A 17,095-nucleotide genomic window follows, 5' to 3' on the forward strand; every position below is an offset into this window, starting at 1 on the left:
GTGGCCTACGGGGCGAGCGAGGGAGTCTGGTAGCACCGGAGCCGGAGCAGGAAGCAGCGGCTTCCACCGGAACCGGGTACAACGGCCGGGCTGAGAGGCTTGAAGGTCCGGGAAGAGGTTTTGAGACCGGAGAGCGACCCCTAGCACCTGATCCGGACCATGCCGGCGAAGGGAGTCCCACCTCGTAGGTCGTGGAACTGTAGCCGACGAGCCCGCGCGATGAGCGCGGGCTCACTTGTGCGCGCCGCATCGTGTCGCGCGGGGTCCCGCCGTCACCTGGCCGCCCCACCCGTTCGCTGGGATGATCGCCTGACGCGGACGAGGCCGGCGTGGTGGACGGGGTGGGGACATGGACGACCGGATGCTGGTGGGCGCGGTCAACGCACTGACCGCGCGATGGGCCCGCGAGACCCTGGGCGCCGGCCCGGCCGGGGCGACGGTCCTCTCCGCCGCGGGAGTCTGGCCGCTGCTGGCCCTGCTCGCCGCGGGTGCCGCGGGCCCCGCCCGCACCGAACTGGAACAGGCCCTCGGCACGGACGCCACGACGGCGGCCGGTTCCTCGGGACGGCTGCTCGCGCGGCTGGACGCGATGGACGGCGTCGACACCGCCGTCGGCCTGTGGACCCGCGCCTCCCTGCCGCTCGCGCCCGGCTGGCTCTCGCTGCTCCCGGCCGGCACCCACGGGCACTTCAGCGGCGACACCGAGACCGACCGCAAGACCCTGGACACCTGGGCGGCGGACCGCACCCACGGCATGGTCCCCAGGATGCCGGTCGCCGTCGACCGGAGCACCCTGCTGCTGCTCGCGAACGCCCTGGCCCTGCGCACCGACTGGGCCGAGCCCTTCCAGGACCACCACACGGGGACGCTCTTCCGCAGCTCGCCGCACCTGGACATGGCCGGGGTCGCGACCACCCCCTTCGGCCCGCTGACCATGGCCAAGGTGAACGGCACCAACGGGATCGAGGTCCACCTCCTGCTCGGCCCCGACCACGTCGCCCCCGGCGAGGTGATCGCCGCCGGCGTGTCCGCCCTCGGCGGGACGTACCCGGTGCTCCCCGGCAACCTGCTTCCGTACGGGCGTCCCGGACCGGGGGTCGTGGTCGAGGACGTCACGAGCTTCGACCCGGCACCCGCGCTCGACCTGACCACGGTGCCGTTCACCGTCGGCGCCGAGCACGACCTCCTCGACCGCGCCGCGCTGTTCGGGCTCGCCACGGCCCGGGACAGCGGCGCCGGGCACTTCCCCGGCATCAGCACGCAGCCCCTGGCCGTCGGCGCGGCGAAGCAGGCGGCCACGGCGACCTTCAGCGCGAAGGGCTTCCGCGCCGCAGCCGTCACGGCCGTCTCCCTGATCGCCGGCAGCGCTCCCGGGCAGGCCCAGCGGGCCAGGCGCGTACGCGTCGGGTTTCTGCGCCCGTTCGGCTTCCTCGCCGTCCACCGGCTCTTCCCGGCGGTCCTCGTGGCGGGGTGGGTGACGCCCTGACCTCAGCGGGCGGCGGTCACAGGGCGCTCCCCGCCCGCCAGTCCGCCCAGCTCGCGTTCCAGGCGCCGTAGCCGTTGTTGACCTGGACGGTGTCGGTAGAGTGGACGACGGTCACCGGGTCGCCCGGTGACACCTGCTCGTAGAACCACCTGGCGTCGGCCGTGCTCAGCCCTATGCAGCCGTGACTGCCGTTGACGCGGCCGAACTTGCCCTCGTTCCAGGGCGCGGCGTGCGCGAAGGTGCCCGACGTGGTGAGCCGGACGTCCCACTTCACGTCCTTCAGGTTGTACGCCTCGGGACCGAAGATGCGCACGGTGCGGGAGTTCATGGTGATGCTGGGCGTCTTCTCCAGGACGACCATGGTGCCGTTCCACGTCTCGAAACCGGACTTGCCGGTGGAGACGGGGAGGGTGCGCAGGACAGCACCGTCGCGTCGCAGGGTGAGGGTCTTGCGGGCGGTGTCGACCGTGGTCACGACCGAGTGCCCTATCCGGAAGCGGACGACCCGGTTCTGTGTGCCGTAGAGACCGCCGCCCGCGTCGACGCCGTCGAGGTCCATGCGGAGCGTGACCTCGGTGCCGGGCTTCCAGTAGGTGCGCGGGCGGTAGTCGACGCGGTCGCGGCCGCTCCAGTCCTTCATCCAGCTCCAGGCCCCGTCCACGGCCGGGCTCGCGGTGACGCCGAGCTTGCGCTCGACGGCCGCGCGGTCGCGTATCGGCTTGTTGAAGACGATCGACACGGGCATGGCGACGCCGACCGTGGTGCCCTTGTCCGGGTGGTACTCCCCCACGAAGGTGCGCCGGGGCTCGGCGGTGGTGAAGGTGGTGTGCTCCGTCAGCCGCTTGCCGTCGGAGGCGGTGGCGCGGACGAGGACGTCGTACGTCACGCCGGGGGCCAGCCGGCCTGCCGAGGTCCAGCTCTCCTTGGAGGACGCGAGCGTGCCGCGCAACGGCCCGGGGCCGGCGGCGGTGACACGTACGGAGACGATCCGCGCGGCAGTGGTCCGCACGGTGACCTTGCGGTCGACGGGCACGGCACGCCCGCCGGAGGCGGGGGCGACGGCGATCGCCGGCCGTGGCTCCGCGGCGTGGGGCCCGCCGCCGGAGCCGCTGCACGCCGACAGCGACGCGGCGACGGCCAGGGCGAGCGTCGCGGCTCGTGCGCGCAGGGTCGTCCTCCGGTTCCGGGTGCGGTCGTTGGTCATGTGACGGCTCTCCTCCCCTGTCGAGTCGTACCTCTGCTCCTGCCCGGACTCGGGGCGGTCCACCGCATTCCGGCGACCGGAACTCCGCGGCCCGGACGACTTCGTGGCGTCACCGTTCCGTACCAGGCGTGTACGCACGGAACCCGGGCGCGGCACGGCCTCGTGTTCCGCGGCGAACGCCGGTCGTGGGCCGGGGTGGAACAACGGGACAGCCGAACAACGGGACAGCCGAACAGCGCAACAGCGGAACGACCAGGGGGACGGCATGGAGCGCAGGAACACGAGGCGGGCCACGATCGCGGTGGCTCTGGCAGCGACCGCGGCGGTGCTGCTGACGGGGTGCCGGGGAGATGACGACGTCGCGGGCGGCACGCCCTCGCCGACCGCTCCGTCAACCGCTCCGTCGACCACCGCGCCGTCAGGGACCCCGGGTGACACCCGCCCGGTCTCCAGCACGTCCCCGGCGCCCGGGGGCACCGGATCCTCCGCCCCCTCGTCAGGTTCCACGACAGGCCCCGCGGACCGCTGCGGCGCGGAGGACCTGGAGGCGACCTCGGCACACCAGGCCGCCGTACGTCCCCAGGGCACGGGCACCGGGGCGGCGGTGGTCGGGTTCACCAACACCTCGGGCGCGCCCTGCGTCGTCGAGGGCTTCCCGACGGTGGCCGGGGCGGCCAACGGCTCCCCGGAGATGAACGTGCCGCTGACGGTGCAGCACTCCGGTGCGGCCGCGCCGGTCAGGCTGGCGCCGGGCGGCCGCGCATGGGTGAAGCTGACGTTCCACCAGGTCCAGGGCGAGGGCGACGGCTACTGCGTCTCCAAGGAGGCGCCGGTGCAGTACCCGACGATGGTGCTGGGCCTGCCCGGCGGGGCGGGCAGGCACCAGGTCGCCCTGGACGACGGGGTGTTCGCCGAGTGCGACGGTGTCGTCGCCGTCACCGCGCTGTCGGCGGAGCAGCCGTCCTGAGGACGTAGGCCCCCAGGTCAGCTCGCCGGTGCGGGCGCCTCCACCGTGAGGGTACCCGCGTCCGCGTCCAGGACGGCGGGGACGCCGAGCGGCACGGTCAGACTGGTCTCGCAGTGGCCGAAGCCCAGTTCCTCGACGACCGGGACGCCGAGTCCGCCCAGCCGGTCCAGCAGCACCGCCCGCACCTCCTCGTAGGGGCCGCAGTCCCGCCAGGAGCCGAGGGCGATGCCCGCCACGCCGTCCAGCCAGCCGGCACGCAGCAACTGGGTCAGCATCCGGTCGATCCGGTAGGGCTCCTCTCCGATGTCCTCCAACAGGAGGATGCCGCCGGGCACCCCGGGCCGTCCGTCCGGCGTGCCGAGGCCGGAGGCGAGCAGGGCCAGGCAGCCGCCGACGGTGACACCGCTTGCCGTGCCGGGGACGAGCGGGCGGGCGGTCGGTGCGCCGAGCACCCGCGTCCGCTCGGGCGCGAAGAGGGTGTCCCTCAGCTGTGCGCGCGTCGGCTCGTCCTTGAGGAAGCCCTCCGCCGCGGTCATCGTGCCGTGCAGGGTGGCCAGGCCCAGCCGGACCGCGAAGGCCTCGTGCAGCGCGGTGATGTCGCTGAAGCCGAGGAGGGTCTTGGGCCCGGCCGCCCGCAGCGCCTCCCAGTCCAGGAGGTCGGTCATGCGCTGGGCGCCGTAGCCGCCGCGCGCGCAGAGCACGGCGGCCACCGACGGGTCGCACCACGCCTCCTGGAAGTCGCGGGCACGCGCCGAGTCCTGTCCGGCCAGGTAGTCGAACGTGGGGTGCCGGTCCAGGACGTGCGGCGCCACCACCGGGTCGAGGTCCCAGCCGCGGAGGATGTCGAGCCCCGCGTCGAGCCGCTCCCGGGGGACGGGACCGCTGGGGGCGACGACGGCGACCCGGTCCCCGGGGACGAGGCGGCGGGGGCGGGTGAGCGGGACGAGCGGTGTCACTTGGTGAGCTCCAGAGGGGGAACGGAGGGCGGGGTGAAGCCGAAGACCTGACCGTAGAGGGCGAGTTCCGACTCGAGACAGATGATCAGCGTGTCCTCGCGGCGGAAGCCGTGCCCCTCGCCCTCGAAGGTGAGGTAGGCGTGGGGGACACCGCGTCCCGTGATCCGCTCCAGGAACCGCTCGCACTGCACGGGCCGGCAGATCACGTCCTCCAGCCCCTGCAGCAGCAGGAAGGGCACGGTGAGCCGGTCGGCCCGGGTGACCGGCGAACGGTCGCGGTAACGCTCGGGGACGTCGGCGTGGCGCCCGACGAGCGAGTCGAGGTAGCGGGACTCGAAGTCATGGGTCTCACCGCCCTCGGCCCAGCCGGTGAGGTCGAGGAGCGGGTACTTGATGACGCCGCAGGCATAGACGTCGGTGCCGGTGAGGGAGGCCGCGCTCGTCCAGCCGCCGGCACTGCCGCCGCGGATCGCGAGCCGCTGCCCGTCCGCGGTGCCCTCCTCCGCCAGTGCCCTCGCGACGGCGGCGCAGTCCTCGACGTCGACGACGCCCCACTGCTCGCGCAGCCGCTCGCGGTAGGCACGCCCGTAGCCGGTGGAGCCGCCGTGGTTGACCTCGACGACACCGATCCCCCGTGAGGTGAAGTAGGCGATCTCCAGGTCGAGCACGAGCGGGGCCCGGCTGGTGGGGCCGCCGTGCACCCAGACGACGTAGGGCGGCAGCTCTCCCTCGGGCGCGGCGAAGTAGGGGTTCGCCGGCGGGTAGAGCTGGGCGTGGATCTCCCGTCCGCCGGGCCCGGTGAAGGTGCGTTCCACGGGCTCGGGCAGGAACTCCGGTGGCACGGTGTCGTGGTGGGCGGCACCGATGACGCGGGTACGGCCGGTGCAGGTGTCGAGTTCGAGGACCTCGAACGAGCTGCGGGCCGAGGCGGCCACGGCGACCACCCGGGTGCCCTCGGCGGACAGCGCGGCCGTCCACTCGGTCCACGGTCCCGGCGCGTCGACCAGCTCGCCGGTCGCCGGGTCGAATATCCCCAGGCGCTGTGCCCCCTTGCCGTGCAGCACCGCCAGTGTCCCGGCGGCGAGCGGGGCGAACCAGCGGGCGCCCATCTGCCAGCCGGGCCCGGCGAACTCCTCCTGCGCCGGCCGCAGGTTGACCGCGTCACCGGTGGCCGGGTCGACACGGTGCAGGTTCCACCAGCCGTCGCGGTCGGTGGCGGCGATCAGGGTGCCGTCCGGTGTCCACTCCGCCTGGGCCACCGACTCGGTGGGGCCGCCGAGGATCGTCCGGGCGGCGCCGAAGGTGCCGTCCGCGCCGACGGCGGCGTGCTTGAGCTCCGTGCCGTCCCACGGCATCCGGGGGTGGTCCCAGGCGATCCAGACGGCCTGCCGGCCGTCCGGGGAGAGCCGGGGCGAGGTCACGAAGTGGTGTGCGTCGTCGGAGAGTTCACGCACGGCGGAGCGGTCCTCGGCGGCCGAGCCGTCGAGCGGAACGGCGGCGAGTACCCGTCGTACGTCGCTCGGGCCCTCCCCGGTGAACTCCTCCAGTACGCACCACACTTCACCGCGGTCCGGATGGATCTGCGGATCGGCCCAGCGCAGCCCGTCACCGATGGGGGAGAGCGGGGTCAGCGGCCGCGGCACGGCACCCGGCGCGTCGGGCTCGTACGCGTAGAGCCGCTGGTCCGGGAAGTGGGAGAAGACGATCAGCGGTCCTCCCGCGGGCCGTGCCGTACCCGTCCAGGCCCGGCCGCCGTACTCGATGACGCGGGTGCGGACGTTCCACGGCGCGGGCAGCGGGCCGTCGACCGTGCCGTCCGCGCGGCGGCGGACGAGGGCGCGGCGGCCGCCCTCCGCCGGCCGTGGTTCGGTCCACCACACCTCGTCACCGACGAACCCGGGGAACTCGGGGCGCCCGTCGTGGGAGGCGGCGGTGCGGGCGTCGACCGGCGACTCCCAGGCACCGTAGGGGGCGATGATCGGGGCACGCGTCATCGGGCAACTCCGTCGGTCGTGTCCTGCCGGCCCAGCATGAACCGGTCGAGTACGCGGACGCCGAAGTGCAGTCCCTCCACCGGGACCCGCTCGTCGACGCCGTGGTACATCCCCGCGTAGTCGTAGCCCTCCGGGAGCTTCAGCGGAGAGAAGCCGTATCCCGTGATGCCGAGCCGCGAGAACTGCTTGGCGTCGGTGCCGCCGCCCATCACGTAGGGCACGACGTGGGCATCCGGGTCGAAGTGGATCAGTGCCTCCCGCATCGCGGCGTAGACCCGCGCGTCCAGGGGGGCCTCCAGCGGGATCTCGCGGTGGTGGAACTCCCACTCGACGTCCGGGCCGGTGAGCTCGTCCATGGTGGTCGTGAACTCCTCGTCGCCGCCGGGCAGGACCCGGCCGTCGACATAGGCGACCGCACTGCCCGGGATGACGTTGACCTTGTAGCCGGCTTCGAGCACGGTCGGGTTGGCGCTGTTGCGGATCACCGGTTCCACCAGGGCGGCGGCGGTGCCCAGCTTGGTGAGCAGGGTGTCCACGTCGTCGAAGTCGGGCTCGACCTCGTGCAGCGCGGCCAGTTCGGTCAGCGCCGCCCGCACCGTGGGGACGATCCGCACCGGCCAGTGGTGCTCGCCGATGCGGGAGACGGCCGCGGCGAGCCGGGTCACCGCGTTGGTCCGGTTGACCTTGGAGCCGTGCCCCGCCCTGCCGTGCGCCGTGAGCTTCAGCCATGCGGTGCCGCGTTCCCCGGCCGCCACGGGGTACAGCCGCAGGCCGGGCCCGGCGTGGAAGGTGAAGCCGCCGGACTCGCTGATGCCCTCGGTGCAGTCGCGGAACAGTTCGGCGTGCTGCTCGACGAGGTAGGTCGCCCCGTAGGTGGCGCTGTCCTCCTCGTCGGCCGTCAGCGCGAGCACGATGTCCCGCTCGGGGCGCAGGCCCCTGCGGGCCCAGGAGCGGACAGTGGCGAGCACCATCGCCACCGTGCCCTTCATGTCGACCGCGCCGCGGCCCCAGACCACTCCGTCCCGTACCTCGCCGGAGAAGGGGTGCACGCTCCAGTCCTCCGCCTGGGCGGGCACGACGTCCAGGTGGCCGTGGACCAGCAGCGCGCCCTGTCCGTTCCCGGCGCGTGGGGCACCCTCGATCCGTGCCACGACGTTGGCCCGGCCCGGTGCTGACTCCAGGATGCGGGCCTCGATCCCCGCCTCGTCGAGCAGCCGCGCGGCGTACTCCGCCGCGGGACGCTCGTTGCCGTCGCCTCCGCCGCGGTTGGTGGTGTCGATCCGGATCAGCTCCGAGGTGAAGCGGACCGCCTCGTCCAGTGCCCGGGTGTCAGCCATACTGCTCCTCCACAGCTGCCGAGACGAGGGTGGTCACGGCCTTGTAGCAGCGGATCCCCTCGTACATGGTCGGTGAGGTGTACGTGACGCGGCGCTCGCCCGTGCGCTCCACACCGGGCACGACCGCGGCGGCCCCCGCCAGGTGCGCCGCGTCGAACTCGACCTCGATCGTGAACGGCCCGCCCCGCGCCGGCTCGTGGCGCACGGCGAGCGAGGTCGCGTCCTTCGCGGCGGAGCGGATGTCCGCCGCCGTGCGGGACGGCGGCCGGCACACGGCCGCGTACCGCGACACGTAGTCCTTGACGGCGACCGTGCGCGCCGCGGGCGCGTAGTCGCGGGCGTCGAGGCCGGTCCGGTCGTCCCCCGTGACCAGCACGACGGGCACCCCGTACTCGGCGGCCACCAGCGCGTTCAGCCGGCCCTCGCTCGCCGGCGGACTGCCGTTGACCCACACGCCGGTGATCGAGTTGGGGAGGTAGGTGTGGGCGAGCACCCCTTCCGTCCCCGCGCCCGTGTGGAAGCCGACGAAGGCGATGCCGTCCACGTCGCCGTGCTGCACGCCCTCGACCATGGACAGGTCCTTGTGCCGCCCGGTGACCATCCGGGCCCGCTCGTCCAGCTGTTCCAGCAGCAGGTTCCGCATGGACCAGTGGGCCTCGTTGACCAGGACCTCGTCGGCGCCGCCGTCGAAGAAGCCGGCGATCGCGGCGTTCACGTCCGAGGTGAACAGATGCCGGAACCGCTGCCAGCCCTCTGTGCCGGGCAGGACGTCACCGGGCCAGGTCACCCCGGTGGCGCCCTCCATGTCCGCGCTGATCAGGATCTTCATGGCATGGAACGTTACGCAAAGTCACCGCCGCACACCAGGCCCCCGCCCCGCCTGTGGAAAACTTCAGTGGCCCAGACCGGTGGCGGTCAGCCGGCACCCCCTGCCACCAGCCAGTTCGTCGGTACTTCGAGCCGCGTGCCGTCCGCCCGCCGCTCCGTCGTCACGAGCGCGACCTCACCGCGTGCGAGCACCTCCATCCCCGCCGCGCGGAAGAGCTCCGGGACGGTCTCGTCGGGCATCGCGGCCGGCGCGATGCCGTGCGAGAAGACCGCCGCGAGCTTGGCGGGCGGCCCGCCCGGCCCCTGCGCGAACCCCGCCAGCACGTCCCGCGCGGACGCCGCGAGTTCGTCCGCGAACGCCCGGCCGCGCCGGCCGGTCAGCACGGCGATGCCCTCGACCAGCGGTGCGCGTTCCTCGGGCAGGCACTGGTGGAGCACTCCGCGCATGTACACGTTCGCCTCGCCCAGCTCCTCGCTCAGCCGCCGGACCGCCTCGGGGTCGGCCGCGTTGAGCTGCCGGTACTCGGCGATGCCGCCCGGGTCCTGGTGCCGCGCGTGGCCGATCGCGGCCGCCGCGAGGTCCACCCCGACGGCCCGGCCGTAGTGCTTGGCCAGGAAGCGGGTCTGGGTGCCGTTGCCGCAGCCGAGGTCGACGACCGGCAGCGACGGGTCGAAGTGCGCCTCGAAGAACGGGAGGTGGGCCGCCGCGGTGACCTCCGCCTCCGCGTCCCAGAACACCGCCCCCGGCTCTGCGGGGGCATCGCGCCAGAAGCCCTCCCACGCCTGCAGGTTCGTGCCGGTGACGTCCATGCGATCTCCCCAGGTCCACGTGTCCGTCGCCGCGGACCGTGTCCGGCCGCGCGGCGGGAGCCCCGTCAGCGTCCGTGCTACCGGTGGGCGTCGGCGAGGGCAAGCGTCCGGGGGAAGTCGTGACCTCGTGTTCGCTACGTTCGAGGCCCGGCCGGGGCCCCGCCGCCGCGTCCGCCGGTCCGCCGCCACGGCAGCGCCTGCTCGAACCAGACCGTCTTGCCCTGCGCCGTACGGCTCGCGCCCCACTCCCGGGCCAGCCGGCTCACGATCCGCAGTCCCCGCCCCGACTCGTCCTCGGGCCCGGCGCCGAGCAGGACGGGTACGGCGTGGTCGTCGTCCGAGACCTCGCACAGCAGCGCGTCCGTACGCACCAGGCGCAGCTCGACGTGCCGGGAGTGCGCGTGCCGGACGGCGTTGGTGACCACCTCGCCGACCATCAGCTCGGCCGCCTCCGCCGCCTCCTCCAGCCCCCAGCCCTCCAGGGCACCCCGGGTCAGGATCCGGGCCCTGCCCACTTCGCGGGGGTCGAGGGCGAGCTGCCAGGAGACGACGTCCTCACGGGCGATGCCGTTGAGCCGTGCCATCAGCAGGGCGACGTCGTCCTTGCGGCCGCCCGGCGGGTTGAGGGCGCGGATGATCGTGTCGCAGGCGTCGTCCATCGAGGCCGCGGGATGCGCGGCGCTCTCGCACAGCGCGGCGAGACCGGCCCCGATGTCCTGGCCGCGCACCTCGACCAGCCCGTCCGTGCACAGCACGAGCCGGTCGCCGGTACCGACGGCGACCTTGACCGTCTCGAAGGGCACCCCTCCGATGCCGATCGGGGCACCCGTCGGGACGTCGAGCAGCACGCTGCGGCCGTCCTCGGCGCGCACCAGCACGGGCGGGATGTGGCCCGCGTTGGCGATGAGCAGCTCGGACCGGATCGGGTCGTACACGGCGTACAGGCAGGTCGCGAGGTAGTGCTCGCCGAGGCGCTGCGCCAGGTCGTCGAGGTTGCGCAGCAGTTGCGCCGGCGGCATGTCCAGCGCGGCCATGGTCTGCACGGCGGTGCGTAACTGGCCCATCATGGCAGCCGCGTTGAGCCCGTGCCCCATGACGTCGCCCACGACGAGGGCGAGCCGGGAACCGGGCAGCTTGATGGTGTCGAACCAGTCGCCGCCGACCCGGCCCAGCCGGGTGCCGGGCAGGTAGCGGGTCGCCACGTCGCACCCCGGCATGCGCGGGGTGATCTGCGGCAGCATGCTCTCCTGCAGCGTGTCGGCGACGTTCTCCTGGTACGTGTACATGCGGGCGTTGTCCAGGACGAGCCCGGCGCGGGCGGCCAGTTCGGCGCCCGTCACGCGGTCCATGTCGTTGAACGGCGGACGCTCGCCGTGCCGCAGCAGGATCATGAAGCCGAGGACGACGTTGCGCGCCTTCAGCGGCACGACCAGCATCGACCGCCCGGTGATCAGCGGCCGGATGTCGCGCTTCTCGAACTGCGAGGCGATCGCCTCGCCCATGGGTTCGGTGATCCTGGGCACCAGCACCGGCTGACCGCTCGTCATGCACCGGAAGAACGGGGTGTGCTCGGGGAACGGCATGGACTCGCCGACCGGTACGACGTCGTCCCAGCGGCCGGGCTCGTCGGTGTGCTCCAGGGCGACCCGGTACCACATGGTGGTGACGTCGGGCGGGCCTTCGGGGAAGTCCTCGCCCGCCGGCACCTGTTCGCGCAGGTAGGTGCCCGCGACGTCGGTGAAGCGCGGTACGACGGCGGCGCTGACCTCCCGGATCGTGCGGGTCAGGTCCAGGGAGCTGCCGATGCGCCCGCTGACCTCGTTGAGGAACTCCAGGCGCTCGCGGACGGCCGCGTACTCCAGGTCGGGTTCGAGCTCGTCGGGCACGATGGCGCACGGGTCGACGGCGGACTCACGGACGGCACGCCTCCTGCGGGCCCTGCGCTCGTCCCGTCGGGGCACGCCCCAGTCGGGGGTGACGGGCACCCGGTCGTGCCGGCTGATCTCCAGGACGGGGTAGCCGAGTTCCAGCACCTGGGAGACGATGCGGCCGCTCTCGGCGACGCTCATGCTGGGCAGGATCTCGGGAAGCCGCTTGGCGAGCCCGTCCGCGCCGGGGAACTCGGTGTGCAGGGCGAAGCCGGGCGCGACCCGCTCGGACTCCCCGGGAGGGGCGTCGTCCTCGCCGTGCACCAGGGCGGTGTCGGCGGCCAGCACGAGCAGGCGTTCGGGACCCGGGCCGACCAGCGGGTAGGCCCACCACAGGACGTCGCCCGGGAGGCCGCCGGGGTCGGGGTCGGGCCCCTGGTTGAGCCGGGCGAGGCCGGCGGCCGGGTAGGACGTCCCGCCGCTGAGCGTGGCGTCGAGGTCGGCTCCGGCCGGCGCCTCGGGTCCGTCCGGGCCGGGCTCCTCGCCGAGCGCGCCGGAGACCGGCAGCAGGTCGGCGGCCGGGCGGCCGACGGCCTCCTCCCGGGTGGGCCCGAAGAGCTTGCGGGCGCCCGTGCTCCAGTGCGAGACGAGCCCCTCGCCGTCGACCACGACCACGGCGAGCGGGACGCGTCCGGAGAGCCCGGTCCGCTGCTCCGGCAGCGCGGCGCGGCTCCCCTCCCCCGGCGGAGTGCGACGTTGCATGACGCGAGCGGCTCCTTCCCCTGCGGCGCCCGGATCCCGACCGAGGCGCGGAGGTGGTCGGCCCCCGGCGCAAGATCTGCGGCTCCGCAACCACGGTACGACCGACACCGGGTGCCGCGTCGGGCATTGGCCGAATCCGGTGTGCGCCCGCGGCGGGCGGTGGACACGCTGGGGCATGCGCGGGCGCACGCCCCAGCGGTCAAGGGCCGTCAGGAGCAGGTCAGTCCTCGTGGCCCAGGTGCACGTCGCGCTCGGTGCGCTCACCGCCGCTGAGCCGCAGCACGGTGGCCACCGGCGGATACCCCGAGGCCACGACGGTGTACTCGCCCGCAGCCAGGTCGACGAAGCGGAAGACGCCGTCAGGGCCGGTCGTCACGGTGTCCAGGACGTTGCCCGCCGCGTCCAGCAGGGTGACCCGCGCGTCCTCGACGGGGCTGCCGCCCGGGCCGCGCACGGTGCCGCGCAGCATCGCGCCGCCCGCGAGTTCGACGTCCTGCCGGGTCTCCCGGGCCGCGTGCACCGACACGGGGAGCGCCGCGGGCCGGTAGGCGGGGGCGTTGGCGGCGAGCGTGTACTCCCCCGCGACGAGGTCGCTCAGGACGTAGTCGCCCTCCCTGCCGGTGCGGGTGGTGGCCACCACGTCGCCGCGGGAGTCGGTGAGGGTGACGGTGGCCTCCCGTACGGCCGTGCCGTCGGCGGTGCGCACCGTGCCGGCGAGCCGCCCGGCGCCGCCGAGCACCACGTCGAGCTCGACCGGGCGTTCCCCGACGGTCACGCTGACGGCCTGCGGCTGGTGCCCTCCGGCGGCGGCGATCAGGACGTAACTGCCGCTGCCCGGGGTGCTCAGCGCGTAACGTCCGTCCTCACCTGTGGCGCCACGCCCGATCTGGCGGCCGGTCACATCGATGAGGGTGAGGGCCGCCCGGCCTACGGTGCTGCCGTCGGCGTGCTGGACGGTGCCGCACACGGGGACCCCGACGCCGACGGTGTCGGCCTTGCGGGCGGTGGGGACGTGCTGGGTCACCAGGGGTTTCTCCTTGAGCAGGAAGGCGAGCAGGAAGCCGAGGGCGAGTACCGGCACCAAATAGAGGAAGATGCGCGGCATGGCCTCGGCGTACGCCCGCACATAGGCCTCGCGCAGCGGTGCCGGCATCGCGTGCACCATTTGCGGCGTGATCGACTGGGGGTCCGGCAGGTCGACGCCCCGCGGCAGCCGGTCGGCGAGCCCGTCGGCGAGCCGGTTGGCGAACAGGGTGCCGAAGACGGCCGCCCCGACGGAACCGCCGATCTGCCGGAAGTAGTTGTTGGCGCTGGTGGCGGTGCCGAGGTCGGCGGGCCGCACGGAGTTCTGCACGGCGAGGATCAGCACCGGCAGGACGAGGCCGATGCCCAGCCCCAGCACACCCATGTAGACGCTGTACTCCACGCGCGGGGTGTCGGTCTCCAGCAGCGACAGCAGCCACATGCCGGCCACCGAGAGCGCCCCGCCGGCCAGCGGGAACACCCGGTAGCGCCCGGTACGGCTGATCATGTGGCCGGAGACCACGGAGGCCAGGACGACACCGAGCATCATGGGCAGCATCAGCAGCCCGGACTCGGTCGCGCTGACGCCGTTGACCATCTGCAGGAACGTGGGCAGGTAGCTGGCGGCGCCGAAGAGGCCGACGCCGACGACGGCCCCGATGAGGGCGGAGACGGTGAAGATGCCGTCGCGGAAGAGCCGCAGCGGGATGATGGGTTCGACGGCGAACCGTTCCACCACGACGAACAGCACGGCGCAGCCGAGCGATGCCGCGCCCAGCCCGATGATCACGTCCGAGCGCCAGGCGTACGTCGTGCCACCCCAACTGGTCAAAAGCACCAGGCAGGTGGAGCCGGCTGTCAGCAACAGCGCACCCAGCACGTCCAGCCGGGGGCGCACGGCCGGCCGCGGCAGTTTCAGGACGACGGCGATGACGGCCAGGGTCAGCAGCCCGAAGGGCACGTTGATGTAGAAGCACCAGCGCCATGAGGCGTGGTCGGTGAAGAAGCCGCCGAGCAGCGGTCCCGCGACGGAGGCCAGCCCGAAGGATGCGCCGATCAGGCCCATGTACCGGCCGCGTTCCCGGGGCGGGACGATGTCCGCGATGATCGCCTGGACACCGATCATCAGCCCGCCGCCGCCGACACCCTGGACGGTGCGGAAGGCGATCAGCTCGTTCATGGAGCGCGACCAGCCGGCGAGCGCCGAGCCGATGACGAAGACGACGATGGCGAACTGGAAGACGCTCTTGCGCCCGAAGAGGTCGCCGAGCTTGCCGTAGATCGGCAGCCCGACGGTGGAGGCGAGCAGGTAGGCGGTGACCGCCCAGGACATCTTGTCCAGGCCGTGCAGCTCGCCGACGATCTTGGGGAGCGCGGTCGCCACGATCATCTGGTCGAGCGCGGCCAGCAGCAGGGTCAGCATGAGCCCGAGGAAGACCAGACGCACCCTGCGCGGGCTCAGTCCGCCGACGGGCGCGCCCTGCTCGTGCGGCACGGCTGCGGGTCGGTCCTCGGGGCCCGTGCCGGCGCCGGTCAGGTCCGTGAGGGTGCCGGTCTCCTCGGACAGGGTCGTCCCGGTGGTGCCGCCCATCTGCGTACCGCTCCCCTCGTCGCGCCTGCCCTGCGACAACGATCTGGGGCGCCGGGGATGCGCCGGAGCGCGGCAGATCCACCCTTTCAAGTGACGTGCCCACCGGCGTGCGCCCACCGCGCGCCGGCCCGGCACGTAGGGCGCGTAGACGTGCGGCGCGTCAAGGGAGGTGACCGGGCGTCACCCGGCCCCGGCCGCCTCCCTTGTGCCGCCTGTTACTTCTCGGTCTCCGCGGCGAGGCGCGCGAGCACCGCGTCGTGGATGCGGTTCAGGCCCTTGGGGGCGAAGGTGCGCTCGAAGAAGCCGCCGATGCCGCCGGCGCCGGTCCACGTGCTGGTGACGACCGCCTTGGCGCGGCCCTCGCCGGCCGGGGTGACCGTCCAGGTGGTGACCATGGTGGAGTTGCGGTCGCTCTCGACCAGCTGCCCCGGGGTCGGCTCGGTCACCGCGAGGAGGCAGTCCCGCACGCGCTTCTCGGTCGCCTGCAGCTTCCAGTGCACCAGGGTGCCCGCGCCGCTGCCGCCCTCGCGCACCTCGTACTCGCTGTACTGCTCGGGAAGCAGTCGCTGCCGGGTGCCCGCGTAGTCGGCGAGCGCCGCGAAGACGCTCTCCGGGCTCGCCGCGATCTCGCGCTGAGTGGTGGCCTCGACCTGTGCCATGCGCCGTCCTCCGTCGATCCGTGTGCCGTCGCCGACAAGCCAATCACCACGGCCGCGTGCCCGCGAAATCGGGCCGCCCTCCCGGTGGAGCACCCACGTGCGACGGCCCCATGGAGCCCTGCCGCCGCCCGGCGCGAAATTCACGTGCCCCGCCGGTCCTGGCGCGTTATCGTCGGCTCCATGAACGTCACCGGCCACAGCATCACCGCGACCGCGCGAGCGACCAGCTCGCCGGTTGCCGCCGCCTGACGTACCCCCTTCCTCCCCACCGGCGACCGGGAACGGCCCGCCGGTGGTTTCGTGGTTCCCGCCCCGATCCCGGCGATCGCGCGGCCGTCGCCCGGTGCCTCCCCGCCCTCCACGCGAAGGAGCCACCCCCCGTGAACACCGAAGAGATCGTCCGCACGTTCGTCGAGTACTACGAGGAGCGCGGCCACCGCAGGATCACCGGATCGACGCTGCTGCCGCCGCCCGGTGACCCGGTGCTGTTCACGACCTCGGGCATGCATCCGCTCACCCCGTACCTGGAGGGGCGCCCGCACCCGCTCGGCAGCCGGCTGGTCAACGTGCAGCGCTGTCTGCGCACCACCGACCTGGAGGAGGTCGGCGATCCCACCCATCTGACGGTCTTCGAGATGCTCGGCACCTGGTCGCTCGGCGACTACGAGGGCCCGCAGAGCCTCGACTGGGGCTACGGACTGCTCACCGAGGGCTTCGGCGTCGACCCGGGGAGGCTGCACGTCACGGTGTTCGGCGGCGACGACCGCACGGGTCCGGACACCGACTCCCTGGAGCTGTGGGAGAAGCACGGGGTCCCGGTGGAACTGACGGTCGAGGACAACTGGTGGTCCAACGGGCCGACCGGCCCGTGCGGCCCCGACTCGGAGATCTTCCTGTGGACCGGCGACACCCCGCCGCGGTCCACGCCCACCCGCGACGACCGCTGGGTCGAGGTCTGGAACCACGTGATGATGCGCCACCGGCGGCTCGAGGACGGCTCGCTCGTGCCGCTCCCCCAGCGCAACGTCGACACCGGACTCGGCCTGGAACGCCTGGCCTGGCTGCTGCAGGGCCGCACGTCGGTGTTCGAGTGCGACGTCTTCACCCCCTGGCGCCGTCTCGTACCGTCCCTGTGGCCGCTGGACGAGCCGTCGCTGCGCCTGGTCTGCGACCACCTGCGCTCGGCCGTGGTGGTGATCGGGGACGGGGTGCACCCGTCCAACACCGGCCGCGGGTACGTGCTGCGCCGGCTGGTGCGGCGGGTCCTCACCACCTTGTGGCGGGACGACCCGTCCCGCGGCCTCGGCGATCTGCCGCAGGAACTGGTCCGGCACACCCTGGACCACTTTCGCCAGGGCGTGGACCCGGACGAGCCACGCCGGGTGCTGCTGGAGGAGGAGCGCCGGTTCGGGCGGCTCCTGGAGCGCGGCCGTCAGGTGCTGGCCCGCCCCCGGTTCCGGGGGCCGCTGGACGAAGAGGACTTCCACTACCTCCACGACACCCACGGCCTGCCGCGCGACCTCGTCCTGAGCCTGCGGCCGCAGTGACGGTGGACAGCCCCGGCAGGGCCTCGGGCGGTGCCGACGGCACACCCGGGGCCCTGCGTCACA

Annotated in this window: 12 protein-coding genes; 3 read left to right on the forward strand and 9 right to left on the reverse strand. The window is 73.5% G+C overall.

Going from position 1 to position 17,095, the window contains the following annotated elements:
* The first annotated feature begins 349 nt into the window (after nucleotides 1-349).
* Nucleotides 350-1,486 (forward strand): serpin family protein, encoded by a 1,137-nt coding sequence (locus ACFV3E_RS14960; protein WP_500535073.1) that lies wholly within the window; start codon nucleotides 350-352, stop codon nucleotides 1,484-1,486.
* Nucleotides 1,487-1,502: 16 nt separating this feature from the next.
* Here ACFV3E_RS14960 and ACFV3E_RS14965 read toward each other — a convergent pair whose 3' ends face one another.
* Complete coding sequence (locus tag ACFV3E_RS14965) at nucleotides 1,503-2,690, reverse strand: L,D-transpeptidase (protein WP_500535074.1); 1,188 nt, start codon at nucleotides 2,688-2,690, stop codon at nucleotides 1,503-1,505.
* A gap of 265 nt (nucleotides 2,691-2,955) precedes the next feature.
* Here ACFV3E_RS14965 and ACFV3E_RS14970 point away from each other — a divergent pair, with 265 nt between their 5' ends.
* Complete coding sequence (locus ACFV3E_RS14970; RefSeq protein ID WP_500535075.1) at nucleotides 2,956-3,657, forward strand: DUF4232 domain-containing protein; 702 nt, start codon at nucleotides 2,956-2,958, stop codon at nucleotides 3,655-3,657.
* 17 nt (nucleotides 3,658-3,674) lie between these two features.
* Here the strand turns inward: ACFV3E_RS14970 and ACFV3E_RS14975 are convergent, their stop codons facing one another.
* From ACFV3E_RS14975 to ACFV3E_RS15010, 8 genes are all read right to left on the reverse strand, one after another.
* The gene (locus ACFV3E_RS14975; RefSeq protein ID WP_500535076.1) at nucleotides 3,675-4,613 is read right to left on the reverse strand and encodes a S66 peptidase family protein; all 939 of its coding nucleotides are present in this window, start codon (nucleotides 4,611-4,613) and stop codon (nucleotides 3,675-3,677) included.
* Nucleotides 4,610-6,607, reverse strand: a complete 1,998-nt coding sequence (locus ACFV3E_RS14980; RefSeq protein ID WP_500535077.1) for a S9 family peptidase — start codon at nucleotides 6,605-6,607, stop codon at nucleotides 4,610-4,612. The genes ACFV3E_RS14975 and ACFV3E_RS14980 overlap by 4 nt, the downstream gene beginning before the upstream one ends.
* Nucleotides 6,604-7,944: a M20/M25/M40 family metallo-hydrolase gene (locus tag ACFV3E_RS14985; RefSeq protein WP_500535078.1), complete on the reverse strand. Its 1,341-nt coding sequence runs from the start codon at nucleotides 7,942-7,944 to the stop codon at nucleotides 6,604-6,606. The genes ACFV3E_RS14980 and ACFV3E_RS14985 overlap by 4 nt, the downstream gene beginning before the upstream one ends.
* The gene (locus tag ACFV3E_RS14990) at nucleotides 7,937-8,773 is read right to left on the reverse strand and encodes a M55 family metallopeptidase (protein WP_500535079.1); all 837 of its coding nucleotides are present in this window, start codon (nucleotides 8,771-8,773) and stop codon (nucleotides 7,937-7,939) included. Before ACFV3E_RS14990 ends, ACFV3E_RS14985 begins: the two co-directional genes overlap by 8 nt.
* A gap of 86 nt (nucleotides 8,774-8,859) precedes the next feature.
* On the reverse strand, nucleotides 8,860-9,582 hold the full coding sequence (locus ACFV3E_RS14995; RefSeq protein WP_500365075.1) for a class I SAM-dependent methyltransferase: 723 nt from the start codon (nucleotides 9,580-9,582) through the stop codon (nucleotides 8,860-8,862).
* Between the two features lie 134 nt (nucleotides 9,583-9,716).
* The gene (locus ACFV3E_RS15000) at nucleotides 9,717-12,212 is read right to left on the reverse strand and encodes a SpoIIE family protein phosphatase (protein ID WP_500535080.1); all 2,496 of its coding nucleotides are present in this window, start codon (nucleotides 12,210-12,212) and stop codon (nucleotides 9,717-9,719) included.
* A gap of 220 nt (nucleotides 12,213-12,432) precedes the next feature.
* Nucleotides 12,433-14,826 carry an MFS transporter gene (locus ACFV3E_RS15005; protein ID WP_500535081.1) on the reverse strand — a complete coding sequence of 798 codons (2,394 nt, stop codon included), beginning with the start codon at nucleotides 14,824-14,826 and terminating at the stop codon, nucleotides 12,433-12,435.
* Nucleotides 14,827-15,041: 215 nt separating this feature from the next.
* Complete coding sequence (locus tag ACFV3E_RS15010; protein ID WP_499514823.1) at nucleotides 15,042-15,485, reverse strand: SRPBCC family protein; 444 nt, start codon at nucleotides 15,483-15,485, stop codon at nucleotides 15,042-15,044.
* 380 nt (nucleotides 15,486-15,865) lie between these two features.
* Here ACFV3E_RS15010 and ACFV3E_RS15015 point away from each other — a divergent pair, with 380 nt between their 5' ends.
* Entirely contained in the window at nucleotides 15,866-17,032 is a 1,167-nt protein-coding gene (locus tag ACFV3E_RS15015; RefSeq protein WP_500535082.1) for an alanine--tRNA ligase-related protein, read from the forward strand.
* Nucleotides 17,033-17,095 lie beyond the last annotated feature (63 nt).

It is taken from the genome of Streptomyces sp. NPDC059718 (assembly GCF_042733315.1).
Classification (GTDB): Bacteria; Actinomycetota; Actinomycetes; order Streptomycetales; family Streptomycetaceae; genus Actinacidiphila.

What these genes read in the sequence shown, in the direction of transcription:
- ACFV3E_RS14960 (WP_500535073.1), top strand. Translation starts at nt 350, where the DNA reads ATGGACGACCGGATGCTGGTGGGCGCGGTCAACGCACTGACCGCGCGA.
- ACFV3E_RS14965 (WP_500535074.1), bottom strand. Translation starts at nt 2,690, where the DNA reads ATGACCAACGACCGCACCCGGAACCGGAGGACGACCCTGCGCGCACGA.
- ACFV3E_RS14970 (WP_500535075.1), top strand. Translation starts at nt 2,956, where the DNA reads ATGGAGCGCAGGAACACGAGGCGGGCCACGATCGCGGTGGCTCTGGCA.
- ACFV3E_RS14980 (WP_500535077.1), bottom strand. Translation starts at nt 6,607, where the DNA reads ATGACGCGTGCCCCGATCATCGCCCCCTACGGTGCCTGGGAGTCGCCG.
- ACFV3E_RS14985 (WP_500535078.1), bottom strand. Translation starts at nt 7,944, where the DNA reads ATGGCTGACACCCGGGCACTGGACGAGGCGGTCCGCTTCACCTCGGAG.
- ACFV3E_RS14990 (WP_500535079.1), bottom strand. Translation starts at nt 8,773, where the DNA reads ATGAAGATCCTGATCAGCGCGGACATGGAGGGCGCCACCGGGGTGACC.
- ACFV3E_RS14995 (WP_500365075.1), bottom strand. Translation starts at nt 9,582, where the DNA reads ATGGACGTCACCGGCACGAACCTGCAGGCGTGGGAGGGCTTCTGGCGC.
- ACFV3E_RS15000 (WP_500535080.1), bottom strand. Translation starts at nt 12,212, where the DNA reads ATGCAACGTCGCACTCCGCCGGGGGAGGGGAGCCGCGCCGCGCTGCCG.
- ACFV3E_RS15005 (WP_500535081.1), bottom strand. Translation starts at nt 14,826, where the DNA reads ATGGGCGGCACCACCGGGACGACCCTGTCCGAGGAGACCGGCACCCTC.
- ACFV3E_RS15010 (WP_499514823.1), bottom strand. Translation starts at nt 15,485, where the DNA reads ATGGCACAGGTCGAGGCCACCACTCAGCGCGAGATCGCGGCGAGCCCG.